The sequence below is a fragment of the Shimia sp. W99 genome, assembly GCF_053851455.3.
Window position 1 is genome coordinate 3160432 of record NZ_JBSQBU020000001.1, and the last position, 25863, is coordinate 3186294.

26 protein-coding genes are annotated in these 25863 nt (G+C 60.0%); 16 read left to right on the plus strand and 10 right to left on the minus strand.

The annotated features are described in order from the left end of the window. Positions 1 to 6 precede the first annotated feature (6 nt). Positions 7 to 300: an antibiotic biosynthesis monooxygenase family protein gene (locus ACS3QZ_RS15355; RefSeq protein ID WP_456038629.1), complete on the plus strand. Its 294-nt coding sequence runs from the start codon at positions 7 to 9 to the stop codon at positions 298 to 300. 26 nt (positions 301 to 326) lie between these two features. Here the strand turns inward: ACS3QZ_RS15355 and ACS3QZ_RS15360 are convergent, their stop codons facing one another. Both ACS3QZ_RS15360 and mnmC2 read right to left on the minus strand, forming a co-directional pair. Continuing rightward, complete coding sequence (locus ACS3QZ_RS15360) at positions 327 to 1202, minus strand: DMT family transporter (protein ID WP_456038630.1); 876 nt, start codon at positions 1200 to 1202, stop codon at positions 327 to 329. After that, complete coding sequence (mnmC2, locus tag ACS3QZ_RS15365) at positions 1199 to 1876, minus strand: tRNA (5-methylaminomethyl-2-thiouridine)(34)-methyltransferase MnmC2 (RefSeq protein ID WP_456038631.1); 678 nt, start codon at positions 1874 to 1876, stop codon at positions 1199 to 1201. Before mnmC2 ends, ACS3QZ_RS15360 begins: the two co-directional genes overlap by 4 nt. A 60-nt stretch (positions 1877 to 1936) precedes the next feature. Here mnmC2 and ACS3QZ_RS15370 point away from each other — a divergent pair, with 60 nt between their 5' ends. Continuing rightward, complete coding sequence (locus ACS3QZ_RS15370) at positions 1937 to 2977, plus strand: NAD(P)/FAD-dependent oxidoreductase (RefSeq protein ID WP_456038632.1); 1041 nt, start codon at positions 1937 to 1939, stop codon at positions 2975 to 2977. Between the two features lie 4 nt (positions 2978 to 2981). On the opposite strand, the gene ACS3QZ_RS15375 is transcribed toward ACS3QZ_RS15370, so the two are convergent. Then, positions 2982 to 3788, minus strand: a complete 807-nt coding sequence (locus tag ACS3QZ_RS15375; protein ID WP_456038633.1) for an HTD2 family dehydratase — start codon at positions 3786 to 3788, stop codon at positions 2982 to 2984. A 43-nt stretch (positions 3789 to 3831) separates the two neighbouring features. Here ACS3QZ_RS15375 and ACS3QZ_RS15380 point away from each other — a divergent pair, with 43 nt between their 5' ends. Further along, positions 3832 to 4236 (plus strand): VOC family protein, encoded by a 405-nt coding sequence (locus ACS3QZ_RS15380; RefSeq protein WP_456038634.1) that lies wholly within the window; start codon positions 3832 to 3834, stop codon positions 4234 to 4236. 112 nt (positions 4237 to 4348) lie between these two features. Here the strand turns inward: ACS3QZ_RS15380 and ACS3QZ_RS15385 are convergent, their stop codons facing one another. From ACS3QZ_RS15385 to ACS3QZ_RS15400, 4 genes are all read right to left on the minus strand, one after another. Then, positions 4349 to 4888: an NADPH-dependent FMN reductase gene (locus ACS3QZ_RS15385; protein ID WP_456038635.1), complete on the minus strand. Its 540-nt coding sequence runs from the start codon at positions 4886 to 4888 to the stop codon at positions 4349 to 4351. 86 nt (positions 4889 to 4974) lie between these two features. After that, complete coding sequence (locus ACS3QZ_RS15390) at positions 4975 to 5628, minus strand: YiaD family glycine zipper/OmpA-like lipoprotein (protein WP_456038636.1); 654 nt, start codon at positions 5626 to 5628, stop codon at positions 4975 to 4977. 112 nt (positions 5629 to 5740) lie between these two features. Continuing rightward, entirely contained in the window at positions 5741 to 6598 is an 858-nt protein-coding gene (locus tag ACS3QZ_RS15395; RefSeq protein WP_456038637.1) for a bifunctional helix-turn-helix domain-containing protein/methylated-DNA--[protein]-cysteine S-methyltransferase, read from the minus strand. Between the two features lie 96 nt (positions 6599 to 6694). Then, positions 6695 to 7753 (minus strand): DcaP family trimeric outer membrane transporter, encoded by a 1059-nt coding sequence (locus ACS3QZ_RS15400; RefSeq protein WP_456038638.1) that lies wholly within the window; start codon positions 7751 to 7753, stop codon positions 6695 to 6697. A 206-nt stretch (positions 7754 to 7959) separates the two neighbouring features. On the opposite strand from ACS3QZ_RS15400, the gene ACS3QZ_RS15405 reads away from it, so the two are divergent. From ACS3QZ_RS15405 to ACS3QZ_RS15415, 3 genes are all read left to right on the plus strand, one after another. Further along, positions 7960 to 8748 carry an ion transporter gene (locus tag ACS3QZ_RS15405; RefSeq protein WP_456038639.1) on the plus strand — a complete coding sequence of 263 codons (789 nt, stop codon included), beginning with the start codon at positions 7960 to 7962 and terminating at the stop codon, positions 8746 to 8748. Between the two features lie 281 nt (positions 8749 to 9029). Beyond that, positions 9030 to 9674: an endonuclease III gene (nth, locus tag ACS3QZ_RS15410; RefSeq protein WP_456038640.1), complete on the plus strand. Its 645-nt coding sequence runs from the start codon at positions 9030 to 9032 to the stop codon at positions 9672 to 9674. Continuing rightward, complete coding sequence (locus ACS3QZ_RS15415; protein WP_456038641.1) at positions 9671 to 10660, plus strand: adenosine kinase; 990 nt, start codon at positions 9671 to 9673, stop codon at positions 10658 to 10660. The genes nth and ACS3QZ_RS15415 overlap by 4 nt, the downstream gene beginning before the upstream one ends. 323 nt (positions 10661 to 10983) lie before the next feature. Here the strand turns inward: ACS3QZ_RS15415 and ACS3QZ_RS15420 are convergent, their stop codons facing one another. Then, positions 10984 to 11604 carry a TetR-type transcription factor C-terminal domain-containing protein gene (locus ACS3QZ_RS15420; protein ID WP_456038642.1) on the minus strand — a complete coding sequence of 207 codons (621 nt, stop codon included), beginning with the start codon at positions 11602 to 11604 and terminating at the stop codon, positions 10984 to 10986. A gap of 158 nt (positions 11605 to 11762) precedes the next feature. Here ACS3QZ_RS15420 and ACS3QZ_RS15425 point away from each other — a divergent pair, with 158 nt between their 5' ends. From ACS3QZ_RS15425 to ACS3QZ_RS15460, 8 genes are all read left to right on the plus strand, one after another. Further along, positions 11763 to 12944: an acyl-CoA dehydrogenase family protein gene (locus ACS3QZ_RS15425; RefSeq protein WP_456038643.1), complete on the plus strand. Its 1182-nt coding sequence runs from the start codon at positions 11763 to 11765 to the stop codon at positions 12942 to 12944. 9 nt (positions 12945 to 12953) lie between these two features. Next, complete coding sequence (locus ACS3QZ_RS15430; RefSeq protein ID WP_456038644.1) at positions 12954 to 14069, plus strand: acyl-CoA dehydrogenase family protein; 1116 nt, start codon at positions 12954 to 12956, stop codon at positions 14067 to 14069. A 123-nt stretch (positions 14070 to 14192) separates the two neighbouring features. Further along, positions 14193 to 15068, plus strand: coding sequence for a branched-chain amino acid ABC transporter permease (locus ACS3QZ_RS15435; RefSeq protein WP_456038645.1), 876 nt, complete (start codon positions 14193 to 14195; stop codon positions 15066 to 15068). Positions 15069 to 15072: 4 nt separating this feature from the next. Then, the gene (locus tag ACS3QZ_RS15440; protein ID WP_093096025.1) at positions 15073 to 16158 is read left to right on the plus strand and encodes a branched-chain amino acid ABC transporter permease; all 1086 of its coding nucleotides are present in this window, start codon (positions 15073 to 15075) and stop codon (positions 16156 to 16158) included. Continuing rightward, positions 16155 to 16925: an ABC transporter ATP-binding protein gene (locus ACS3QZ_RS15445; protein WP_093096021.1), complete on the plus strand. Its 771-nt coding sequence runs from the start codon at positions 16155 to 16157 to the stop codon at positions 16923 to 16925. The genes ACS3QZ_RS15440 and ACS3QZ_RS15445 overlap by 4 nt, the downstream gene beginning before the upstream one ends. After that, positions 16925 to 17698 carry an ABC transporter ATP-binding protein gene (locus ACS3QZ_RS15450; RefSeq protein WP_093096017.1) on the plus strand — a complete coding sequence of 258 codons (774 nt, stop codon included), beginning with the start codon at positions 16925 to 16927 and terminating at the stop codon, positions 17696 to 17698. Before ACS3QZ_RS15445 ends, ACS3QZ_RS15450 begins: the two co-directional genes overlap by 1 nt. 13 nt (positions 17699 to 17711) lie before the next feature. Further along, complete coding sequence (locus ACS3QZ_RS15455) at positions 17712 to 19592, plus strand: AMP-dependent synthetase/ligase (protein ID WP_456038646.1); 1881 nt, start codon at positions 17712 to 17714, stop codon at positions 19590 to 19592. Positions 19593 to 19639: 47 nt separating this feature from the next. After that, complete coding sequence (locus ACS3QZ_RS15460) at positions 19640 to 20794, plus strand: ABC transporter substrate-binding protein (RefSeq protein WP_456038647.1); 1155 nt, start codon at positions 19640 to 19642, stop codon at positions 20792 to 20794. Between the two features lie 77 nt (positions 20795 to 20871). On the opposite strand, the gene ACS3QZ_RS15465 is transcribed toward ACS3QZ_RS15460, so the two are convergent. Next, positions 20872 to 21693 carry a helix-turn-helix domain-containing protein gene (locus ACS3QZ_RS15465; protein WP_456038648.1) on the minus strand — a complete coding sequence of 274 codons (822 nt, stop codon included), beginning with the start codon at positions 21691 to 21693 and terminating at the stop codon, positions 20872 to 20874. A gap of 327 nt (positions 21694 to 22020) precedes the next feature. On the opposite strand from ACS3QZ_RS15465, the gene ACS3QZ_RS15470 reads away from it, so the two are divergent. Together ACS3QZ_RS15470 and ACS3QZ_RS15475 are read left to right on the plus strand one after the other, a co-directional pair. Then, positions 22021 to 23162, plus strand: a protein-coding gene (locus ACS3QZ_RS15470) for an IS3 family transposase (RefSeq protein ID WP_456038314.1) whose coding sequence is annotated in 2 segments (ribosomal slippage) — positions 22021 to 22267 and positions 22267 to 23162 — 1143 coding nt in all. Because the reading frame shifts where the segments join, the coding sequence is not laid out codon by codon here. A gap of 163 nt (positions 23163 to 23325) precedes the next feature. Beyond that, on the plus strand, positions 23326 to 24885 hold the full coding sequence (locus ACS3QZ_RS15475; RefSeq protein ID WP_456038649.1) for an amidohydrolase family protein: 1560 nt from the start codon (positions 23326 to 23328) through the stop codon (positions 24883 to 24885). A 132-nt stretch (positions 24886 to 25017) separates the two neighbouring features. Here the strand turns inward: ACS3QZ_RS15475 and ACS3QZ_RS15480 are convergent, their stop codons facing one another. After that, a complete protein-coding gene (locus tag ACS3QZ_RS15480) occupies positions 25018 to 25836 on the minus strand; it encodes a sulfotransferase family protein (protein ID WP_456038650.1) in 819 nt (272 codons plus the stop codon). Positions 25837 to 25863 lie beyond the last annotated feature (27 nt).

Here is a 25863-nt window from a genome sequence, read left to right on the forward strand (position 1 = left end):
GCTCCCATGATCATGCGCATTTTCCAAGTTCGTACACGCCCCAACCAAGAGGAGGCGTTTGCCCAATTCTTTTATGAAACCGCCATTCCCCTGCTGAAGGGGACGGACGGTATTGTTCAGGTATTGCCCGGTGCGCCGCATGACGATCCGCGCATGTTCAGTGTTGTCATGATCTGGCGTGACCTGTCCGCTTTGCAGGACTTTGTCGGTGAAGACCACCGCATGCCGCACATCGACCCGATTGAAGAGGAACTGGTCGAGTCCCGGATGATCCATCACTATGAACTGGTCGAGGGGTAGACCGCGTTTCGGACGTTGTCCTGCGCCTATGCCGCCTGGCGCTCTCGCCAGAGGGTGAACAGACCTGCGGCCACAACGATCGCCGCGCCGACGGCCACGTTGACCCTCAGGGTTTCGCCAAAGGCGATCATGCCAAGCGCCGCTGCAAAGGGCAGTTGCAGATAGGCAAAGGGCTGAACCGCGCTGGCTTCGGCTGCCTCGTAAGTCTTGATCAACAACCAGTGCCCCAGAGCCCCGGTGCAGCAGAGCGTGCCCATCCATGCCCAATCCTTGGCGGCGATCGGCTCCCAGTAGAAAACGCCGATCCCGGTCATCACCACGCAGCCCACGGTGCCGGTGTAAAAAAAGCTGACCTGCGAGCTGTCACGACGAGAGACATAGCGTGTGACCAACCCGTAAACGGCGAACATCACGGCCCCGAGCAGCGGAATGGCGGCCACAGGCGAAAACACACCGGTTCCCGGTTGCAGGATGATCATCACCCCGAGCGTTCCGGTGCCGATGGCGGCCCAGCGACGCCAGCCGACCTTTTCGCCAAGCACCGGGCCGGAAAGTGCGGCGATCATCAAAGGGTAGCAGATGAATATGGCGTGGGTTTCTGTCAGGCCGAGCAGGGTAAAGGCTATGACCGTCACACAGATTTCCAGCGCAAGTAACGCGCCGCGAAAGACCTGTAGCACCGGGTGCTTCGTGGCAATGGCGTGTTTCAACCCGCCGCTGCGCCGCGCGGAGATTGCGATCACGAAAAGGGCAAAGAACCAGTAGCGGATCATCACCACGAGATAGGTATTGTACTCTGCCGCCAAGAGACGGGAAATGCCGTCCTGCATGGCAAAGACAAAGGTTGTCAGGCACATCAGGAGGATGCCAAGACGGGTGTTGTCCTTGCCTTGAATGCTCATGGGACGGGCTTTCGCGCGGTGGTCATGTGGCGTTTGCGGCCAAAGCCGGGGATGCGGGTCACGTCAAAGCCGGCATCGGTCAGGTTGCGGCGCACGAAACCCGCCGCCGAATAGGTCGCGGCCGTGCCGCCGGGTTTTGTGTGATGGGCGACTTGCGTCATCAGCTCGGCGTCCCAGAGTTCGGGATTCTTGGCCGGGGAAAACCCGTCAAGGAACCACGCATCGGCTTGGAAATCCTGCTGGGCGAGTGTGTCGCGTGCGTCGCCGATGATCACCCGCGCGTCGATGTTGTCGAGGCTACGCAGGGTCTGATCCTCGCGCCAGGCCGTGACCAGACGGTCGCGGTACGCGCCCAGCTCGGGAAAAGCGGCAAGCGCGCGGGCCATCTCATCCGCCGACATCGGGAAAGCCTCAAAACTGGTGAACCGCAGGGGGGCGGTCTGACCCGAGGCGTCCCATGCCTTCCATGCAGTCAGCAGGTTAAGCCCGGTGCCAAACCCAAGCTCTGCGATGTGAAAGCCGGGCGCAAAGCGATTGGGCAGGTCATTGCCGCTCAGAAACACGTGATGGGTTTCCGCCAGCCCGTTGTCGAGGCTGAAATAGGGGTCGTCGAACCGGGTCGAGACAGGAATGGCCCCATCGCGCCAGTCCAGATCTGCGTGCTGGTCGCTCATGCGTGGATACCTTATGGAAGGTCAGAACAGCAGGATTGGACCAGCGGGGGTGATTTGGCAATGGTGGATGTCACGGTTGTTGGGGCCGGGATTTACGGGCTTGCCACCGGATGGGCCTGTGCACGGCGCGGGGCGCGGGTGCGGGTGGTTGACCGGACCGGGATTGCCGCCGGATGTTCCGGCGGGATCGTTGGTATGCTGTCGCCCCACGCGCCGGAACGATGGAATGCCATCAAGGAGTTCCAGTTCCAGAGTCTGATCGGGGCGGAAGCTTTCTGGCGCGAGGTCGAAGAGATCTCGGGCCTGCCCACCGGCTATGGCCGGGTTGGGCGGTTGCAGCCGATCAACACCGAGCGTGCATTGCTCTTGGCCGAAGAGCGGTCAGTCAACGCTGCCACATACTGGCAGGGCAAGGCGTTGTGGGAGGTGATCGACGCCGCAGATGCGGGGGATTGGTGTCCGGCAAGCACCTCGGGCAAGGTGATCCGTGAAACCCTGAGCGCGCGGGTGCATCCGCGCCGCGCCTGCCATGCGCTTGCCGGGGCGATCCGCGCACGGGGTGGCGAGGTGGAAACAGACGAGGCAGTGGACCTCGGTGGCAAGGTGGTCTGGGCCACCGGGGTTGCCGGGTTGCAGGGGTTGAACGACGCGCTGGGCCGGCAGGTGGGCAACGGGGTAAAGGGGCAGGCGGCCCTGTTCGGGCTGGATGCGCGTGGCGCGCCGCTTTCGTCGGCGGACGGGGTGCTGGTGGTGCCACATGCGGATGGCACACTGGCCGTGGGTTCGACCAGCGAGCGGGAATACGTGTCTCCCGATGCTACGGACGGGCTGCTGGAAGATCTGATCGCGCAGGCATGTGAAGTGTTCCCGCTTTTGGCGGGTGCGCCTGTGATCGAGCGCTGGGCCGGGGTGCGCCCGCGGGCCAAGAGCAGGGCACCGATGCTGGGCCAGCACCCGTTACGGGGTGGGGAATTCATCGCCAATGGCGGGTTCAAGATCGGCTTTGGCATGGCGCCGGGCGTGAGCGAGGTGATGGCCGACCTCGTTCTGGAGGGAAAGGACCAGATACCGGAAGGATTCCGCGCAGAAGCCTCTCTCTAAGGCTTCAGGCGCCAGCCTCGGCAATCATGCATTGCCGCCCGTCCGGTCCCCGCACCCAACAGGTGCCGTCGCCGCCCCAACAGAAGGCCGCTTCTTCGAAATGCATCAGGGGCGCGGTGGCGCGGAAGGAAAACCTGCGCAATTGCCCGAGCTTTTCCTCGGCCATCAACATGAGCAGTTGGGCCAGCAGAGGCCCATGCACCACAAGCCCGTCATAACCTTCGACGTCTCGGGCATAGTCGAGATCGTAATGGATGCGGTGCCCGTTGAAGGTCAGCGCCGAGTAGCGGAACAACAAGGTGCTGTCGAAGCCGCGCATATAGGCGAAATCCTCGTCGGTTCGGGCCAGTGGCGGCGTAGGCTTGGCAACGTCCGGCGCGGGATCCTCGCGGTACACAAGGTCCTGATACTCGCGCAGCACCACCGCGCCGTCCTGTGCAATCTCGTGACAGAGCGTGACAAAGCCCAAAGGCCCCGAGCGCCCCTCTTTGTGTTCGGCCTTGGCGACAGTGGTTGTCTTGGTCGCGGCAATACCGGCACGCAAGGGTGCGAGGAATTCCAGCCGCCCACCCGCCCACATGCGCCGGGGCAGGCTCATGTCGGGAATGATTCCTCCGACCTTGGGGTGGCCATCGCGGCCCAGCTCTCCGGGCGGCATTGCCTGCCAGAAATAGAGGTGATGAAAGAAGGGCGGCAAAGGGGTACCGGTGTCCATCGAGGCGGGGCGATCAAGCGCGATCAGGCAGGCCAAGGCGCGGGCCGGGTCGATGGGATCGCTTTGACGATAGGTCGTGGAAAGGTCATTCTGCATGGGGCCACGCTAGGCCCGTGCACACACAAGGACAAGGGGTGCCATGCCCGCACTGACTTCACTGGATCACCTGGTTCTCACGGTGGCCGATATAGACCGGACCATCGCCTTTTATCGCGAGGTTCTGGGTATGGCGGCGGAACGCTTCACACCTGCGGACGGTAGCACGCGCTGGGCGCTCAAATTTGGGCGGCAAAAGATAAACCTGCATCTCGCCGGACAGGAATTTGACCCAAAAGCGGCGCACCCGACGCCGGGGTCTGCCGATCTCTGTTTTCTGAGCGACACCGCGCTGGACGTCTGGCAGGCCCATTTCGAGCGTTTGGGCATCATGGTCGAGGAAGGCCCGATTGCGCGCACCGGGGCAACGGGACCGATCCTGTCGCTCTATATTCGTGACCCGGATCAAAACCTTCTCGAGGTCAGCACGGCGCGTGATCACGCTTAAACCGCCGCTCCTTCGTTTTGCCAAAAATACTCAAAAAAGGCTCAGCTTTGCTGAGCCACGCCCAACCTCTGGCAGGGGCCGCAAGGCCCCGAAGAGGGCGGGAGTGCCTCGCCTAGCGTTCGATGTCGGCGCGTAGCGTGTCCATGAGGGTTTGAACGCTGGCAAGATAGCGGTCGCTGATCAGCCGGCCGTCCGCGTCAAAGGCGTTGCGGCTGTCGGCAATGCCAACCTCGGGTGCGAGGGTGATGCGGGGACGGAAGGGGACGAGACAGGTGCGCAGCATGGTTTGCCCGCGCACGCCGCCGGCGCGGCCCGCGGCAGCGCTCATCACGGCGACGGGTTTGCCGACCAGCGGTTTCTCGGAATGGCGGCTGATCCAGTCGAGTGCGTTTTTCAGAACGCCAGTGATGCCGCCATTATATTCGGGCGTCGCGATCAGAACCGCGTCAGCCTCAAAAAGTTGGCGGATCAAAAGGTTGACGCTCTCGGGAATACCGTCCCGGTCTTCGTCATCCCCATCGTATAGCGGCAGGTCGAGATCGGCCTCGATGTAGCTATCCGCCCCGTAAAGCCGGGCCGCCTCGCGCAGGAGTTTGCGGTTGGTGGAGCCGGTACGCAAAGCACCGGAAAGGCCGAGGAGAGTATGGGGCATGTGCGCACCTGTTTTTGAAAACGGTCCGCTTTATGTAAGGCGCGTGGCTACCGCTGCAACCGGTGGCCACGCAATTGACCGTCAGATCAGGTCGCGTTGGGCAGGATCACGATTTCCACCCGGCGGTTCTGGCGGCGGCCTTCTTCGTTCAGGTTCGAGGCAAGGGGTTGATCCTCGCCGCGCCCAATCGCCTGGATCCGGCCAAAGGGTACGCCGCCCTCCATCAGCACATCTGCAACCGCATTGGCGCGGCGTTCCGAAAGCGCCTGGTTATGGGTGGCCGACCCGGTGTTGTCGGTGTGGCCCAGAACCTGCACGGTGGTGTCGGGATACTTGTTGAGGCTGTTGGCAACCTTCAGAAGGTCGTCGCGCAGACTCGCGCTGACCACGTCGCTGTCGATGTTGAACAGGATGTCCTGCGGCATGGTCAGGATCAGGCGATCGCCGGTGTTTTCGATGCGCACATCGTCGTCCAGAGAGGCGCGCAATTCCTTTTCCTGGCGATCGAGGTCGGCCCCGATGAGCGCTCCGACCCCCGCACCGACGACGGCCCCTACAACCGGGTTGTTGTTCGTCGCGGCCGCAGCGCCCGCGCCAAAGATCCCACCAAGGATTGCGCCGGTCTGGGTGTTGCGTTTCTCGCTGCGCTCTTCATAGCTGCCGGTCACATAGCCGGGATCGGTACAGGCCGATACGGCCAATACGGACACAGCGCACAGGGTCAGGGGAAGTCTTGTCATCTCGTTGCCTCGGGTCTTGCACCGCTTTTTGCGCGGCTTTCGGCACAATATAGCCGATCACTTGGCACATCCCAAGCCTGCTTGATCAAATGTCGGCGGTTCGGTGCCGACATCAGCCCCGAAATCGGGCCTCAGCGCGGGCCGATTCATAGGCGAGCAGGGCGCGTTTGACCGGCAAGCCCCAGTGATACCCCCCAAGCCCGCCGGATTTGCGCATCGCGCGATGGCAGGGGATCAGCCAGCTGACCGGGTTGCGGCCCACGGCCGTTCCCACGGCGCGCACCGCCTGTGGGTTGCCGATCACGCGCGCGATCTCGGAATAGGTCGAGACCTGCCCCGAGGGGATGCGCATCAGCGCCTCCCAGACCTTGATCTGCAGGGCCGACCCGATCATGTAGACCGGCACCTTGTCGAGATCACCGCTCTGGGCATTGTAAGCCGCCAGCACCCAGGGGCGCAGGAACATCGGATCTTCGATGAAACGCGCCTTGGGCCAGCGTGACAGCAGGTCCTGCATGGTTTCCTCTTCACCGGTTTCGGCGGCGAAGCCGATGCCGCAGATGCCTTTTTCGGTGCCCATCACCAGAGACAGGCCGAAGGGGCTGTCAAACCACCCCCAATAGATCGTCAGCCCGTCGCCGCGCTTGGCGAACTCGCCGGGGCTCATCGCCTCCCAGCGAAGGAAGAGGTCGTGCAGCCGCCCGGACCCAGAGAGCCCCACGGCATTCGAGGTTTCCAGGGTTGTGAAGTGATCGTGCAGCAACGCCTTGGCGTGGCCGAGGGTCAGATATTGCTGAAACCGTTTTGGCGATACGCCCGCCCATTTGGTGAACAGGCGCTGGAAATGCGCCGGGCTCATGTCCATGGCTCGCGCCAGTTCTTCAAGCGTCATGGACTCGCCGCCCGCGTCGATCAGCTCGATGGCGCGGCGCATGACGTTGAAATGATAGCCCTGTTCCATGTCGCTCATGGCGTGTCTCCTGCTCTGTCACGAGACAACAGAATAGGCAGGCCGCCGGGCGCAGGCGACCCGATTCTTGAGCAAACTGTTTGGAATCCCGGAGGATCAGAACGTGTAGGTCACACCGGCCGTCAGGCGGTCTGCGTCAAAGGACACACCATTGCCCTGTTTGCGCGTTCCCCGGAAATACTCAAGGCCAAGCTGAAGGTCGCGGGTGACGTTGTAGAAGGCCGACAGGTGCAGGGTTGATAGCTTCTTGGTGTCGGTGCCCGCGGCGGTGTCCAGATCGGTCATACCCAATGTGGCCGCAAGGGTGAGTTTCTCGGTCACTTCCTGTTGGAAATAAAGTGATACAGCGTTGACACCCACGGCCTTGCCACCAGAGACCAGCGCCGTGCCGGACATGCCGAAGGCCAGGATGTCGGAAATGCTTTCGCCGGTGGTATAGATACCCGCCAGCGTGCCACCCTGCCAGACGTCATAGCTGGCGCCAAGGCTGAGTCCCCAGCCGTCAACCGGCGTGCCGCCAATCGTGGTGTCCCTATAAAGCCCTGCCAACCGCACCATACCGCGTTCGAAATCGCGACGTGCGGCAAGGGTGAAATGGGGATCGCTGTCATTGCCCACGTCTTCTTCGACCGAGGCTGAAACCGTCCAGTTCGCGCCGGGCGAAAACGTGTAGCGCGCCTGTAGAAGGCGGGCAAAGGGCACACCGGCCGGACCCTGGAAATCGACCGTGGGGGCAAGGTTGTCGAGCGACATGAAGTTGCTCCAGTCCTGGCCCACGCGAATGCCCGCGTAATCGACATAGGCCAGCCGTGTACGCAGCCCGTGCGGGCCAAAAAAGTCACCTTCGAGCTTCATCAGGAGATCACCGGCTGTGTAGGTCAGGCCGATGCGGGTTTCCTTGAGATGCGCGCGCTCGTTTTCCCCGACCGCCGGACCGCCGGGCAAGCCGATGCCACTCAGACCGCCGGTCGTATCACCCAGGTCGAAATCGTAGTCCTTGACATAGGTGCCTTTGACATAGCCATAGAAGGTCAGGTTGGCCCCATCCCCAAGATCAAAGCTTAGCGGGTTGTTCTCTTCGGCATGAGCTACCTGCATGGAAATTGAGGTCGCCAACGCAAGGATTGTTCCAAGAACTCTGGGTCGATGCTGCATGGTCGTCTCCTGCAATATGCTTTCGGATCGCGTTGCGGTGGTGCGTTGCAACCAGATTGCCACCAAAGAGGGGCTCGACCAAGATGGCTTGAGTACAGAATGGGAAACTGTTGTCGACAAACCCACATGTCCGGGTTGTCACCGTGGGCAGGTGGCCCATATGACACCGCACAGAGATACGATTTGCTGACAACAGGATTCCTTTCATGACGCTCCGAGACCGTATTGGCGCATTCATCGACACGCAGGCGTTTCGCAATACCATTCTGGGTGTGATTCTGTTCAATGCGATCATTCTAGGGCTGGAGACCTCGCAGACGGCGATGGAGGTGGCCGGACCGTTGCTGGTGACGCTGGATGGTGTGTGTCTTGCGATTTTTGTGGTCGAGATATTGGCCAAGCTATTCGTGCAGCGGGCACAGTTTTTCCGAAACGGGTGGAACCTGTTTGATTTCGTGATTGTCGGCATCGCGCTTGTTCCGGCGGCACAGGGTCTTTCGGTGTTGCGCGCGCTGCGCATCCTGCGGCTTTTGCGTGTGGTGTCCGTGGCGCCATCGCTGCGTCGGGTGATCGAAGGGCTGATCAATGCGCTGCCGGGGATGGGGTCGGTGTTCCTGTTGATGACGCTGATCTTTTACATCGGCGCGGTGATGGCGACCAAGCTGTTCGGGGCAGGCTTTCCCGAATGGTTCGGCACGCTGGGTCGGTCTGCTTATTCTTTGTTCCAGATCATGACGCTTGAGAGCTGGTCGATGGGAATCGTGCGCCCTGTGATGGAAACCTACACCTATGCTTGGTTGTTCTTTGTGCCGTTCATCCTGTTGACCACTTTCGTCGTTCTGAACCTTGTCGTCGGTCTTGTGGTGAACTCGATGCAGGATGCACACCATGTCGAGGCCGACCGGCGGACCGATGACTACCGGGACGAGGTTCTTGCGCGTCTCAATGACATCGAGAAACTTCTCAAGGATTCCCAGCGCAACAAATCCGGCTGAGGCCTGCTTTGGCGCGTTCTGAAGCAATTTGCTGCTGTCCTGAAATCCAAAAAAAATTCCGGCCAGAAATAACATGCGTTTCAAGGGCAGGCTGGCTATATCTGTTATGAAGGCGATGGGGCGCGGGGCTGATCCAGCCTGGACCTCGGGTTTTCAATTCATGCAAGACTTCAGGCCGGGACAGAAGCCCGGCCTTCTTTTTTGTTCGGGCAAAGGTGTATCCGTGGGTTAAACCCGTCCAAGGGTTGCCAGCATGGGTCTTCCCGTGCATACCGCCGCCCATGGCCAAGCAACTCGATTATCACACGATCCGAGAGATCTTTTCCCGCTTTCAAGAGGCGGATGCGGCGCCCAAGGGCGAGCTGGATCACGTCAATGCGTATACGCTGGTCGTGGCCGTGGCCCTGTCGGCACAGGCGACGGATGTGGGTGTGAATCGCGCCACCGCTGAACTGTTCAAGATCGCGGATACGCCGCAGAAAATGCTGGATCTCGGGGAAGAAGCGTTGATCGAGCACATCAAGACGATTGGGCTATATCGCAACAAGGCCAAGAACGTCATGAAGCTGTCGCGCATTCTGGTCGACGACTACGGCGGCGAGGTGCCCAATTCGCGTGCCGCGCTGGAAAGCCTGCCGGGAGTGGGGCGCAAGACCGCCAACGTTGTGTTGAACATGTGGTGGCGTTATCCGGCGCAGGCGGTGGATACGCATATCTTTCGCTTCGGCAACCGATCGGGCGTTTGCCCGGGCAAGGACGTGGTCGCCGTGGAACGCGCCATCGAAGACAATATTCCCGTGGATTTCCAACTCCACGCTCATCACTGGATGATCCTGCACGGACGCTATGTCTGCAAGGCGCGTAAACCGATGTGCGCCAACTGTCTGATCCGGGATCTCTGCATGTTCGAGGAAAAACAACTGTGAGCCAGAAATACCAGGTTGTCGGCATCGGCAACGCCATCGTGGACGTGATTTCGCAATCCGATGACAGCTTTCTTGACCTGATGGGGATCGAGAAGGGCATCATGCAGCTGGTCGAACGCGAGCGCGGCGAGATGCTCTATGCCGCCATGACCAACCGCACCCAGGCGCCGGGCGGATCGGTGGCGAATACGGTCGCTGGCTTGGGGTCGTTGGGTCTCTCGACAGGTTTTATCGGGCGCGTGCACGATGATGCGCTGGGCCGGTTCTACGCGTCTTCGATGCAGGCCGAAGGCACGAATTTCGTGAATGCGCCGGTTACGGGCGGCGAGCTGCCCACGTCGCGCTCGATGATCTTTGTATCGCCTGACGGCGAGCGGTCGATGAACACCTATTTGGGGATTTCCTCCGAGCTGGGGCCGGAAGATGTGTCAGACGATGTCGCGGGGCAGGCGCAGCTCTTGTTCCTCGAAGGTTATCTCTACGACAAAGACAAGGGCAAGGAGGCGTTCGAGCGCGCCGCCAAGCTGTGCCGTGACGGCGGCGGCAAGGCCGGGATCGCGCTCAGCGATCCGTTTTGTGTCGACCGCCACCGCGATGACTTCCGCCGCCTCGTGCGCGATCTGGATTTCGTGATCGGCAACCAGCACGAATGGGAATCGCTCTATCAAACCGACCTTTCGTCGGCGCTCGAACAGGCGGCGGCGGAAAGCGGTCTGGTCGTTTGCACGCGCTCGGGACATGACGTGGTTCTGGTGCAGGGGGACGAAGAAGCTGTGGTTCCTGTCAACGAGATCGTACCCGTGGATGCCACGGGCGCGGGCGACCAGTTCGCCGCCGGATTCCTTTATGGTGTCGCGACCGGCCAGAGCCTTGAGGTTTCGGGCCGTATGGGCTGTATCGCCGCCGCCGAGGTCATCAGCCACTACGGCGCCCGTCCCGAGGCCGATGTGAAGGCACTTTTCCAGAAAGAAGGCCTCATCGGCTGAACCAAAAAACCGGCAGCGCTGGGGGAAGTTTCGGGAGCCTCCGGCGGGGGTATTTTGGGAAAAAGAAAGTGTGAATGGGTGCGCCCTGTTCGCCACGCCGGTCGACTTTGCGCGATGCTTACGCCTTGAACAGGGCGACTTTCCATTTCGCGGTCATCGGCTCCCCAGCCTGTACCGCCAATTCAGGAAAGCGCGATTCTGGTTAATCTTGTCCTAATGGGTTTTCTTTTTCCAGAAGTACCCCGGGGGTGAAGCTGGAAAATGCCCGCATTTTCCTGCGAGGGGGTTGGCCCCCTTGCCTGCCCGACGCGGGCGCCGGGGCTTCAGGAAAGGGCGCGCACCGCCATGTCGGCGGTCTGTCGGGCGATTTCCAGCGCAAAGCCTTCGGGCTCGCCATCGCGGGGCGTGTACCAGATCACCGGTGCGTTCACCAAAAGCAGGATGCCGTGAAGGGCGATGGTTTCGTTTTGCTGACGGAAAATGCCATCGGCCATGCCGCGGCGCAGTTCGGCGCGGAACAGGCCTTCATAACGATCACGTTCGGCGTGGATGCGCTGGTGCAGGTCGCGTTCGACCTGCGTGGTCGATTTCTGGTTGATGCCTGGATAGGTCTGCCGGATCACCTTGTGATAGGGCAGGGTGCGCAACACTTCGGGCACATGCGCCAGGATCATGTTGCGCAGGTTTTCGTCGGGGGCGGCGTCCGGGTCGATCACCAGGGCGACTTTCCGATAGGTGAAGTCGGCGGCGCGCAGGCAGACTTCAGATAGCAGAACGCCCTTGGATGCGAAGTGGTGATAGATCCGGCCCTTGGTCGACCCGAGGTGGCGTGCGATGTCGTCGATCGACGCGACATCCACGCCCAGATCCATGAAAACAACCGCCGCCGCGTCCAGAATTTCGGACTTCGAAGCGCTCATCACAGGGGCCATCTGGTCTTTCATGTCTGCTCCAGTCGTCACCGCGCGCGGAGATAGCAGGTTCTGACGCCGCGTCAATCGCGGAGCGTTCAATTGACAACATACTGAGTAGTATGTCTTGCTTGATCCTGCAATGCCCCGTTTTCCGGAAGAGAAAACCGGGGTGCAGGGAGGATCAGATCATGTCGAACCTGGAAGCTTTCCGGGAAGAGACGCGTGACTGGCTGGAGGCGAACTGCCCGGTCGAGATGCGTCAGCCAATGGGCGAAGACGACATTTGCTGGGGAGGGCGCAACTTCACGTTCCGCTCACCGGCGCAAAAACAATGGATGCAGGTTATGGCAGAGCGCGGATGGACTGTGCCGGCATGGCCGAAGGCATATGGCGGCGGCGGACTTTCAGGGCCGGAGCAAAAGGTGCTGGCCGAGGAAATGCGCCGCATCAATGCGCGTCCCCCGCTTCAGAGCTTTGGTATCTGGATGCTGGGACCGGCGCTTTTGGCCTTTGGCAGCGAGGACCAGAAACGCCATTACCTGCCGCAGATTGCGCGTGGTGAAATCCGCTGGTGCCAGGGCTATTCAGAGCCGGGGGCCGGGTCGGACCTTGCTTCATTGCAGACCAAGGGCGTGGACAAGGGCGACTATTTCGAGGTGACAGGTCAGAAGATCTGGACGTCCTATGCGGACAAGGCAGACTGGATTTTCTGTCTTGTGCGGACCGAGCCCGACGAAAGCAAGCACACCGGTATCTCCTTCCTTCTATTCGACATGGAAAGCGATGGTGTCAGCACAAGACCCATCAAGTTGATCTCGGGTGCGTCGCCATTTTGCGAGACCTTCTTTGACGGTGTGAAGGTGCCCAAGGCGCAGATCGTCGGCGAGCGGGGGCAGGGGTGGACGATTGCCAAGTACCTGTTGACCCATGAGCGCGAGATGATTGGCGGCTCGGATGCCGCGATATTCGCCAAGTCCGATCTTGTCGGGGATGCGGTTGCCGCGGTGGGGCTTGATGAAAGCGGACGGTTGGACGATCCGATGCTGCGCGCGGACCTCGGTCGGTTCATTGTCGATGAGATGGCCTTTGACGCGCATATGGGCATGGCAGGGGACATGATGCGCAAAGGGCAGGAACTGGGCGCGCGATCTGCCGAGCTCAAGTATCTCGGAACCGAGTTGAACAAGCGGCGCCAGAGCCTCCGGGTGGCGGCAGGTGGCGCAGATGACCTTGTATGGGAAGGCACCTCGAACGACGCGGGCCAGGCGGCGCGGGATTGGCTGCGTTCCAAGGCAAACAGTATCGAGGGCGGCACGTCCGAAGTCATGCTTGGCATTCTTGCCAAAGCCATTCTGAAACTGCCGGGCTGAGGGGACGCGATGGAGATTCTGAGCGAAGATCACAGGATGGTAGCCGAGGCGGCAGACGGGTTTCTGGCGCAGTCCCACCCGATCGGGGCCTTTCGGGCGTTGCGCGACTCGGGTGCAATGCTTGGATATGACCGAGCGATCCTGAGCGAGATGGCGAAAATGGGCTGGATGGGAATCGTGTTGCCCGAAGAGATGGGTGGCGTGGATTTTGGGTATCGCGCTGCCGGACTTATCGCCGAAGCGATTGGGCGCAACCTGACCGCCGCGCCGTTCCTGTCGACGGCGATCCTTTCCGCCACGATTCTGCGTCAGGTCGGCGGGCCCGTGGCGGCGCAATGGGCCCCACGTATTTCGGCGGGTGAGGCGGTGATTGCACTGGCACTTGACGAAGGCGCCAAACACCGACCGGACCGGATTGCGACCAAGGCGGATCGAGCTGGGGGTGGTTTTATCCTGAACGGGCGCAAGGCGTTCGTCGTCGACGGGTTCGGCGCGGATCGTTTGATTGTGGCGGCGCTTCTGGCTGGAGCGCCGGCGTTGTTCTGGGTGGATCCGGCGCAGGATGGCGTTTCCGTATCTGCACAGGTTCTGCTGGATCATCGCAATGCTGCGGTCGTGATGCTTGAGGAGGTGCAACTGGACGCGTCGGCGCTCTTGGCGGATGGCGAGATTGCCGGGGACGCGCTCTCAGCGGCCTTGGCCGCAGGACGGGCGGTGGCTGCCGCCGAACAGCTTGGCGTGGCGCGTGTCGCGGCAGAGACAACCAAAGAGTATCTGCGCACGCGCAAACAGTTCGGTACGTTGATCGGGCGGTTTCAGGCGTTGCAACATCGAGCGGCGGATCTCTATTGCGAAATCGAGCAGACCGCGTCGTTGGTTTCGGTTGCTCTGAAAGCTTTGGACGCTGGCGCGGAGAATGCCGAAGCGCTCAGCCGTGCAGCCAAATCCAAGGCGTCTACGACCGGACGGCAGGCGACGGAAGAAGGTGTGCAGATGCATGGCGGCATCGGCATGACCGACGAGTTGGATCTTGGCCTTTTCATGAAACGGGACCGCGCGCTGACCGAGTTTCTCGGGGATGCGGGGTACCATACCAACTGGCTTTTGCGGCAGCGCGGGCTGTGAACAGACCGCTGCGTGACGTTACGGCGGATCGGCACCATACCCGTCTGTATGCTTGACGGGGCGCGGGGCCAGCGACGAGACTGAATCCAAGGAAAGCCGGAACAACCGGCACGGGGAGGATAAATGGAAGTTTTGCAACTGCTCGTCAGCGGGCTTGCGAATGGCTGTGTTTACGGCCTGATCGCACTTGGGTTCGTTCTGATCTACAAGGCCACCGAAGCTGTGAACTTCGCCCAGGGCGATTTCATGATGCTCGGGGCCTTTGTCACGTTGGGCCTGACCAATGCGCATTACATGGGGCTGCCCTTCTGGGTGGCGGCACCAATGGCGATCGCGATCATGGCGGTGCTCGGTTATCTGCTCGACTTCTTCGTGCTGCGCCATCTTTTTGGGCAAAGCCAGACGGCGGTGGTGATCCTGACCATCGCGCTGGGCTTTGTGATCCGGTTCATTGCCGGGGCGATCTGGGGGCATGAGCCGCAGACACTCGAAAGCCCGCTCGCGCTTGGGGATCTAAGGCTGGGAGGTGTGGTACTGGGTATGGCGGATGTGGCGGTCATTGTCGTCACGGTTCTGCTCACCATCTTCCTCTACCAGTTCTTCCAGCGCACCAAGCTCGGCCTTGCCATGCAGGCGGCGTCTCAGAACCAGATGGCGGCGTATTTCATGGGGGTTCCGGTCAAGCGGGTGCAGGGCATGATCTGGGGCCTCTCGGGGGCCGTGGCCGCTGTGGCCGGCATTCTTTTTGCCTCGAAAGGCGCGATTGATCCAAACGCGGGCCTTCTCGGGATCAAGGCGTTTGCGGCGGCGGTGATCGGCGGGTTTGGCTCGTTGCCCGGTGCCTTGGCAGGTGGTCTCATCGTGGGTGTGATCGAACCCTTTGCCTCGCGCTACCTCGCTGCTGGCTACAGTCAGATCGCGCCTTATGCGCTCTTGCTGTTTGTCTTGGTGTTCCGTCCTCACGGCCTGTTCAGCCAGGTCCGCACGAAGAAGGTCTGATCCCATGCGCATACATTTCAAGACCTCTTACGAACACGACATTCGCCTGTTTCCCGATTGGTGGACGTTCTTTGTCTATGCCACGCTGATCGTGGTGGCGGTGTTGCTGCCGTGGATCATGGACGATTTTTATCTGGGTGAAGTGACCAACGTTCTGATCTGGGCGATTGCCGGGCTGGGGCTGATGCTTTTGACCGGGCAGACCGGGCAGGCAAGCCTCGGTCATGCGGCGTTTTTGGCGGTGGGCTGTTATTCCTGCGTGATCTTCATGGAGCAGGGGTTGCCGTTTCTCATCGCCTTCCCGGCGGCGGGTATCCTGACCGGGATCGTGGGCACGATTATTGCCATCCCGGCAGTGCGCCTGCACGGGATCTACCTTGCGATTGCAACGATTGCCCTGTCGATCCTGACCGATGACCTGATCGTTCTGATGGAGCCGATCACCGATGGCGTTTCGGGCAAGTTTGCCCCGATGATCACCATCTTCGGCATCGAGATCGAACGCTGGACGACACCGGATCGGTTTTATTGGCTGGTGCTGGCAATCACGATTATCTGCACGCTGATCTATCGCAATCTGCTGCGCTCGCCGCTGGGGCGGGCCTTTGCCGCCGTGCGCGACAGTGAAGTTTCGGCCACGGCCATGGGCGTGCATATCGCGCGGACCAAGGCGGCGTCGTTCGGGATTTCCTGCGGGATCACCGGGCTTGCGGGTGCGCTGATGGGGTTCTACGCAGGGGCGTTCAACAACGAGACCTTCTCCATCGTAATCTCGATCACCCTGCTGATGATGATCGTCATCGGCGGTCTTGGGTCGATCCACGGTGCATTCTTCGGCGCTGTGGTCGTTGCCTACCTGCCGCAATTCCTGTCCATCGCGAAGGACGCCATTGGTGGGGGGGGCGTGGCCATTCCGGGGCTGGAGACGGGCGTGTTCGGGGCGATCCTGATCCTGTTTATCCTGTTCGAGCCGATGGGCATCTACGGACGGTGGATGAAGATACGCATTTGGTTCGAGCTGTTCCCGTTTGCGCGCAAGGACATGTTCAAGCGCCAGAAATCCTACCTCAAGACGGAGCGCCTGAGATGAGCAGTTTGCTGGAAATCAAGAATGCGACGCTCAAGTTCGGGGGCGTGGTGGCTGTCAACGATCTGAGCTTTACCGTGGAAGAGGGCGAGGTTTATGCCATCGTCGGGCCGAACGGGGCGGGGAAATCCACCGTGTTCAACCTGATCTCACGGTTTTACGATCCCTATTCCGGGTCGATCACCTTTGACGGCAAGAACCTGTTGGATCGTAACGCCGATCAGGTTGCCGATCTGGGCATCGCGCGGACTTTTCAGAACATCGAGCTGTTCGATCACGCGACTGTTCTGCAGAACCTGCTGGTTGGACGGCATCGGCATCGGCGCACGACCATGCTTGAGGAAATGCTGTTCACGCCGCGTGTGCGGCGCGAGGAAAAGCGCCATCGCGAGGCGGTGGAAGAGGTCATCGACTTCCTTGATCTGCAACCTTATCGCAACAAGATGATCGCCGGGCTGCCTTACGGTGTGCGCAAGGTGGTCGAGGTGGGCCGGGCGCTGGCCACCGGGCCGCGTCTGTTGCTGCTCGATGAACCGGCCTCGGGTCTGTCGGTCGAGGAAACGCAGGACATGCGTTGGTGGATCGACGATATCCGCAAACAGATGGGGATCACCGTTCTGATGGTGGAACATGACATGGGGCTTGTGTCCGGCGTGTCCGATAGGGTTCTGGCGCTGGCCGATGGCGCGAAGCTGGCCGAGGGAACGCCTGCAGAGGTGCAGAGCGATCCGGCCGTGATTGAAGCCTATCTTGGTGCGGGGGCCGCGTGATGAGTGAAACCGTGCTTGAAGTGAAGAACCTTGAAAGCTTTTACGGCCCGATCATGGCGATCCGGGGCGCAAGCCTGAAGGTGGAAAAAGGGCAGGTCGTGACCGTGCTAGGTGCCAATGGCGCGGGCAAGTCGACCCTTTTGAAGACCATCTCGGGGATCATGGACCCGGAAAAAGGGCAGGTGATTTTCGAGGGAGAGGAGATCCAGGGAAAGGAACCGCACTCCATCGTGCGCCGGGGCATTGTGCATGTGCCCGAAGGGCGCGAGGTGTTTCCGCTTTTGACCGTGGACGAGAACCTGTCGCTGGGGGCCTATACCCGCAATGACAAAGCCGAGATCGAGAAGGACCGGGAAATGGTCTTCGACTATTTTCCCATTCTGAAAGAGCGGCGCGGTCAGGAGGCGGGTACGCTTTCTGGGGGGCAACAGCAGATGCTGGCGATTGGCCGGGGTTTGATGCTGCGGCCCAAGATCATGCTGTTGGACGAGCCGTCCCTCGGCCTGTCGCCGCTGCTGGTGCAAGAGATTTTCGCGATCCTGAAGCGTCTTAACGAAGATGAAGGCGTGACCATGATGCTGGTGGAACAGAACGCCAAGGTCGCTCTGGAACTGGCCGATATGGGCTATGTGATGGAGATCGGGCGCATCGTGATGGATGGCAGCGCGGATCGGCTGATGGAGAGCGAGGACATCAAGGCGTTCTACCTGGGTCACCAGGAAGAAGGTGCGCGCGGTGAGCGGCGCTGGAAACGCAAGAAGACGTGGCGCTGAGGGAGGGGTTGGCATGAACATTCAAACGACCGACCAGATCGAGATCAACGGCGTGATCGTGACCGCCAATCCGGGCCAGCGCCCGGCGCTTGTGGACAGTTGCGATACGGTGCCCAAGCTGTTTGCCAAGCGGTGCGAACAATTGGGGGACAAGACCGCGCACCGCGAGAAAGACCTTGGCATCTGGCGCGCCTATTCGTGGAAAGATTACTGGAACCACGCCAAGTGGATCGGCCTTGGCCTGCGCGCCCTCGGGCTTGAACGCGGCGAGGTGGTGTCGATCCTGTCCGAGGACCGCAAGGAATGGCTTTACGCCGACATGGGCATTCAGGCGGTCGGCGGGATCGCGTCGGGGGTCTATACCACCGACTCGGCCAGCCAGCTGGAATACCTTTTGCGCGACAGCGACAGCCGGTTCCTGTTCGTGGAAAACGACGAGCAGCTCGACAAGTTTCTGGAGATCGAGGATCAGGCCCCGCAGGTCGTCAAGGTTATCATCTTTGAAAAAGAGGGCCTGCACGATCTGCGTCACGAGAAATGCGTGTTCATCGACGATCTCTATGACACGGGCCGTGCGTTTGACGCGGAAAACCACGGGTATTTCGAGGCGGAGATCGAAAAGTCGCAACCGGGCGACACCGGGCTTCTGATCTATACCTCGGGCACCACCGGTATGCCCAAGGGCGCGATGCTCAGCCAGGAGAACGTGATTGGCGCGATGGTGTCGGGCGCACATGCGCTGCCGACGATGCCGGGGGATGAACAGCTTTGTTTCCTGCCGCTCTGTCACATCCTTGAACGGGACGTGTCGGTGTATTTCCCGCTGGCGGGCAAGGCGATCGTGAACTTTGCGGAAAGCCCTGAGACCGTGTTCGACAACCTGCAGGAAGTCTCGCCCAGCCACTTCACGGCGGTGCCGCGGGTTTGGGAAAAGGTCTATTCGCGGGTTCTGGTGTTGGCGCAGGAAGCCACGCCCATTGGCCGGCTGGCCTTCAACCTTGCCGTCAAGGCTGGCTTGAAGCGGGCCGAGTACCTTCTGGCACGAAAACCTGTACCGGCGATGGTGGCGCTCAACTTCCTGATCTGGGATTTCCTTGTGCTGCGCAATCTGCGCCGGATGCTGGGTATGGACCGGATGCGGCGCGGCGGCACAGGGGCGGCGCCGATCTCACCCGAGTTGATCAAGTGGTACTGGGCAATTGGCGTGCAGCTTCTGGAAGGTTATGGCATGACCGAGAACACCGGGCTTGCGACGATCAACCTACCCGATGACAACAAGCTTGGCACGGTAGGTAAAGCCGTCCCAGGCTTCCAGGTGCGGATTGCCGAGGACGGCGAAATCCAGACCTACGGACTCAACAACTTCCAGGGGTATTGGCGCAACAATGAAAAGACGGCCGAAACCTTTACCGACGATGGCTGGCTGCGCACCGGGGATGTGGGCAAGGTGGACGATGACGGTTTCCTGACGATCACCGGGCGACTGAAAGACATCATCATCACGGCTGGGGGCAAAAACATCACGCCTGCCGAAATCGAAAGCCGGTTGAAGTTCAGTCACTATGTCTCGGACGCGGTGGTGATCGGGGACGCGCGCAAGTACCTGACCTGCCTGATAATGATCGATCAGGAAAACGTCGAGAAATTCGCGCAGGACCGCAAGGTGCCGTTCTCGGATTTTGCCTCGCTCTGTGCCGCGCAGGAGGTTGTCGACCTGATCCGCAAGGAAGTGGAAGAGGTCAACAAGGACTTTGCGCGTGTCGAACAGATCAAGGATTTCCGCCTGATCAACGTGCTTCTGACCGCAGAAGATGAGGAGCTTACCGCGACCATGAAGCTCAAGCGCGGCTTTGTTGAAAAGAAACATTCCGCACTGATCGAGGAAATGTACTAGACTAGAAATCATGTGGCTGGAGACCACGTAACCAACGGGAGGAAAACATGAAAAAACTGATGACCGCATTTGCGGCGGGCGCGGTGGCGCTGGCATCGCAGGGTCTGGCCGAAACCCAGGGCGTGAGCGATGACGAGGTGGTGATCGGCTCGGTCAACGACCTCAGCGGCGTCTTTGCCGCAGTGGGTGTTCCGGCTGTGAACGGCGCCAACATGAAATTCGACGAGGTGAACGCGGCGGGCGGTGTGCATGGCCGCAAAATCCGCTTCGTCGTCGAGGATAATGGCTACCAGATCCCGCGCGCGATGCAGGGCTACAACAAGCTTTTGAACAAGGACAAGGCGTTCGCCATGCTCTTGTCGCTGGGCACTCCGATGAACATCGCGGGCTTCAAGCTGCTTGATCCCAAGGGCATTCCGAATGTCGGTCCACTGTCGGCGGCGCGTGAAATGCTGGCCGAACCGATGGACAACAAGTTCACCGGGTTCTCAAGCTATTGGGACCAGGTGCAGGTCGGCGTGAAATACCTTGCAGGTGAGTTTGGCGCACAGGAAGTCTGCACCATGTATATCCCGTCGGATTTCGGCAAGGAGATCGCCGAATCGACCAAGGATGTGACCGCCGCGCTTGGTCTGACCATGGCCGGCGAAACCACGCACAAGCCGGACGAGCTCGACTTTGTCGGCTCGCTGACCAAGCTGAAATCGGCAGGTTGTGACGTTGTCACCATGGCGCTGGGCGTCCGTCAGGGCATCACCGTCGTGGGGACGGCCAAGAAGCTGGGCTGGACCGATGTGAAGTTCATGAACACCTCGGCAGGTTTCCTTGAGCCGGTCGCCATGGTGCCGGGCGGCGTGACCGATGGCCTTTATGCGGCTGCCGGTTGGGTGGACCTTTACTCGCGTGCTGCAGATGCGGTGCCGGGCAAGTTCATCGCGGACTACAAGGCCAAGTATGACCAGCCCGCGAGCGGCTTTGCCATGTTGGGCTATTCCGCAGCTGAGACGCTGGTACGCGCGCTTGAGGCGGCCGGTCCGGACCTGACCCATGAAGCCTTTATCAAGGGTATGGAATCGCTCGATTACTTTGACGAACTAACCGATGCGCAGATCACCTATGGTCCGGGTGACCACCGCGGTGCGGACGAAGTGACCATCTCGGTTGTCGAAGGTGGCGGCTGGAAGCTGGTATCTCGCCAGTAACAGACGAGAACGTTCTCTTGGGCCGGGTTTATCCCGGCCCCTTTTTGTTTGAGCAATCCAGAGGCGCGTTTTGCAAGTCACGGGGTCTTTCGATACGCTGTCGGTGAAACACCCATCCAACGTTTGAAGGCGCGTGAAAACGCCGGCGTGCCGGAAAAGCCCAGCATCTCGGCGATTTCATGGCTTGGCAGGGGTGGATCGGTTTCCAACAGAACAAGCGCTTTCTTTTTGAGCGCGTCGTCGCGGACATCCTTGAAGGAAGTTCCAAGCCGGGCCAATCTTCGCTGTAGCGCCTTTGGGTGCAGCCCCAAATTTCGGGCCATGTATTCGATACCGAATGCTTTTTGATCGATTCCGTCAATGTAGATCGCTTCCATGAACTCCAGAATGGCCTGATGCGGTGTGGTTTCATCGAAATTACCGCGTCGGATCGGTGCAAACTCCCACTCCATCTTGAGTGGTTGTTGCAACCATTCAGACGGAAAGCGGATCTGAACCCCGCTCCATGTCCGTTTCAAAATCGCTGCCTTTGGCACCATGTCCGGAGGTATGCCTTCGCTGCTCCTTGCCGTCACCAAGATGCGCGCAGGATCGAATACTCCGCCGACCGCCAGTTTCAAAAATGTCACCCACATGCCCGTGAACCCGGCATCGGCCTGGATTGTCGGTGCGATCGGTTTGAAAGTGCGCTCGCCCCGGATCACGGTGTAGGTGGCATTGATCACGACCGAGTATTGGATATTGCTGATCTGCCTGTTGAGTTCGAGGACAGCGAGGGGCAGAAACTCGGCCAGAGTATGGGACGCATGGTAGCTTTCCCGGACCAGTATGGGCCCCGATTTGACAAGCGCCTCGCCAGCCCGGGCCGCAAAATACGGGTCGCCAAGCGCGTCGGCCATATCGTTCACAGCCTGATAAAGCGCTTCGCCTGAAATCAGTGTGGTCGGATCAGCAAGGTCGAGATGGGCGAGGCCCACCGACTCGAGGATCTGGTCCGTCCTTCCCCCGCGCTGCTCGAACCACTTCAGAAACGGGGTGACATGGTGCGCGCGGGTGAAGGCAAATCCGCCTGAGGTCATCCTGTTTGTCCTCTCTGAAACCTTTGCAAACTAAACAAAACGTACAAAAAATGGTGCGGGACGGCACTCTTGGTGACGTGTTTTGACCCAGCCCCCTGAAATCAGGCCACAGAGGTGTTAGTAATCCGTCCAAGCAAAGGATGGACCATGAAACGCAGATTTTCAGACGAACAGATCATCGGGATGATCAAGGAGTACGAGGCGGGCGTGAAAGCTCAGGAGCTTTGTCGCCGCTACGGTATCAGCGACGCGACGTTCTATAAATACAAAGCAAAGTTTGGCGGTATGAACGTGTCTGATGCCAAGAAGTTGCGGGCTCTGGAAGATGAGAACAACAAGCTGAAGCGCATGTTGGCGGATGCGATGCTCGACAACGCAGCCCTGAAGGATCTCGCAACAAAAAACTACTGACGCCCGATGTGAAGCGGCGAGCCGTGCACGATGTGATGGATCGGCACGGCTTGTCCGAGCGTCGGGCATGTGAATTGGCGGACCTGCATAGGTCAGTTTTTCAGTATCAGAAGCAGGATCGGGGCGACGGCACCCTGCGCAAGCGGCTTCGGGAGCTGGCGAATGAACGTCGCCGGTTCGGTTATCGACGTTTGGGCATCCTGCTGGCCAGGGAAGGTTTTAAGGTGAACCACAAAAAGCTGTTCCGGCTTTATCGCGAAGAGGGGCTGGCGGTGCGCCGCAGGCGGTCACGCAAGCGAGCTTTGGGCACGCGGCGACCCATTCTGGTGCCGGATCGTGCCAATCAGCGTTGGTCGTTGGATTTTGTCTCCGACGCCTTCGAAGATGGGCAGAGGTTCCGTGTGCTATGCATCGTGGACGATTGCACCCGTGAGGCACTGGCAACAGTCGTGGATCGTTCTTTGTCCGGGGCGCGGCTGACCCGTGAACTGGATGTGCTAATCCGAAGGCGCGGGCAACCAGACATGATTGTCTCAGACAATGGGACGGAAATGACATCTCATGCAGTGCTCAGATGGAGCCAGGATACCGGCGTTGGCTGGCATTACATCGCGCCGGGGAAACCTATGCAGAATGCTTTTGTCGAGTCATTCAACGGCAGGCTGCGGGATGAATGTCTGAATGAACACATCTTCGGCAACCTCGCCGAGGCCCGAAAGATCATCGAAAGCTGGAGGATCGATTACAACACACAGCGACCACACACATCACTTGGCGGGCTGGCTCCAGCCGTTTACGCCAATCTCAACCGTGCCACCCGGCCTGCTTCGCTTGAGCTACGCAAGGGCTCCGCTCAGCAGGCCTTGACCGCAACCTAATCACGAGAAAGAAACAGGAACGGAGTCTACATCCGAACGGCCCGGATCAAGGGGCTGGGTCAGTTTCCACCCGCTCTGTCCTTCAAAGGTAAGAGGCCCGGAGGGGTGTATGCAATAATAACACTCAGCTTTCAGAAACTTAGCTTCGAAATGGAGATTCTTCATGGGGTTGAACAGGACGTTCTCATCAGTCAGTTGCCTTGCGCTAACGCTCGCATTCGCCTCGACGGCGATGGCCAACGACATTGTAATTCTCAACGGACGCGTGATTGACCCCGAGACGGGTCTTGATGCAATCCGCAATGTGGCAATAGAAGATGGTCGTATCTCGGCGATTAGCGAGTTTCCGCTTGAGGGCGACACCGTGGTCGATGCCACTGGTCACGTCGTTGCGCCGGGCTTCATCGACCTGCATGCCCATGGCCAGAGCATCGGGGACTACAGGATGTATGCCATGCAGGGTGTGACATCCGCGCTTGAACTTGAATCGGGTATTCTGCCGATTGCAGACTGGTATGAAGGACAAGCCACCAAGAACCTGCCGGTGAACTATGGTGCGGCGGCGGGCTGGACCTATGGCCGGGTCGCTGCGTTTTCGGAAACAGACCCGCTTGCCACGACCGAGTATTTCCAGGACGCTCAGGCCAGGACCGACTGGAAATCCGACATCGCGAATGACGACCAGTTCGCCAGGGTCATGGAGTTGGTGGAGCAGGGGCTCAAGGAGGGCGGGATCGGCATCGGCGTGAACGCGGGCTATGCGCCGGGCTATGGTCAGAAAGAGTATTTTGCGCTGGCGGAATTAGCGGACCGCTACGGTGTCGCGACCTACACCCATGTTCGTTATGCGAGCAACATCGAACCGCAGGGGTCTTTCGAGGCCATCAAGGAACTGATCGCCAATGCCGCGATTACCGGCACGCATATGCATATCTGCCATATCAACAGCTCGTCGTTGTCGGATATCAGGGCCACGCTCGGACTGGTTGACGATGCACTTGCGCGAGGCATCAACATCACGGTTGAAGGGTATCCCTATGGTGCGGCCAACACGCTTGTCGGTGCGGCCATGTTCACCGGGCCCGATTGGCGCGAACGCATGGCGTCGACCGCCAACAACTTCCAGCTTGGCTCGGATCGAATGACCGAGGATCAGCTGGCCGACTACCAGGAAAACAAGCCCGGCACCTTCGTCACTTGGCACTTCCTTGACGAAGACAAGCCAGATGATCTGGCCCTGATTGACGCCACCGTGACCCATCCGGCCGTCATGATTGCTTCGGATGCCGTGTTCTGGTCCTACTTCGACGAGGATGGATCGGTGAAAACCTATACCGGTGATGAATGGCCGCTCCCGGAAAAGGTCTTTAGCCATCCGCGGTCGTCCGGCACTTATGCCAAGGTTCTGCGCTCTTATGTGCGCGAACGTGGGCTGATCTCGATGTCCGACGCGATCCGCAAGATGTCGTTGATGCCGGCGCAGACGCTCGAAGAGTTCGTGCCCCAGATGCGCCGCAAGGGCCGTATTCAGCTGGGCATGGATGCCGATATCGTGGTTTTCGACCCGGCAACGGTGGCCGACAAGGCGACGTTCGAAAACGCGAACCAGCCCGCAGTGGGTTTCCAGACCGTGCTGGTCAACGGCGGCTTTGCCGTCAAGGACGGTGAGCTGGTTCTGGATGCGGCTCATGGCCAGCCAATCCGCCGCGCGGTCGTCGAGTAATCAAGTATCCGGAGGGGCCTTCCTGGGGCCTCTCCATCCATACGCCGCAGCGTCAAAAGCGCATTTTGGACCGATTTTGGCTCAAGCCCTCTTGTGGTGTTCCAACATCAGCCCAGCTCAGGCAATGAGCCATCAATCGCCAAGCTTGGCATGCACTTCATCAAGGTCGATTTCTCCGATGGGCATCTTGTTGCCCGGGTTTTCGAAATCGTATTTGAAGAGCTGGAAATCCTTTTTGTAGATTTCGTAGACAAGGTGCATCGACAGGTCGTCGAAATAGTCCTCGACCGGGTGCGCGCGCTTGGGGCCGTGGCCTTCGGATTCGTTGAATCGCGGGATCGTGGCAAGATCGACCGCATGGGGCGTTTCGATCGCGTCGAGCACCTGTTGCATGCCGTCGTTGAAAGCTTCGGTCCAGAAAATCTTGTCGTATTGGCCACCATTCACGATGAAGGTCGAGATATGTCCCGACATGGCGGACCAGTGAATGTCGGGGTCCATCGGGCGGCGCCAGCGGATCGTGTCGCGGGCAAACAGAAGAAAGCGGCGGAAGCTCTTGATCTGGTCGAACTCTTCCTTACCATCTTCGCCGCCGACCTCGATCCCGTATTTCTGGATCAGCATCGGCACGAGGTTTCCGCGATACCGCTTGCCGTTGCGCTGGATGCCGCAGATCTTGTCGAAGAACGACGACAGGATACGCGTGTAAGGATTGCGTACACAGGTAAAGGCGTAGGACGTGTGCTCGCGCACATTGTTCATGATCGGCTGATGGCTTTCTTCGATCGCCCATTTGTGCATGCCGCTAGTGGCGTCGTGGATATCACCGTCAAAGAATTCGCCGTGGTCCGAAAAATACATGATCTGCCCGATGGTCGAACAGGCACATTTCGGGACCACCCGATAGACGACGCTTTCGCTTTCGGTCATCCAGGTGCCGGGAAAGCCCATGTGTTTGCCTCCGTCAAATGCCCCGAC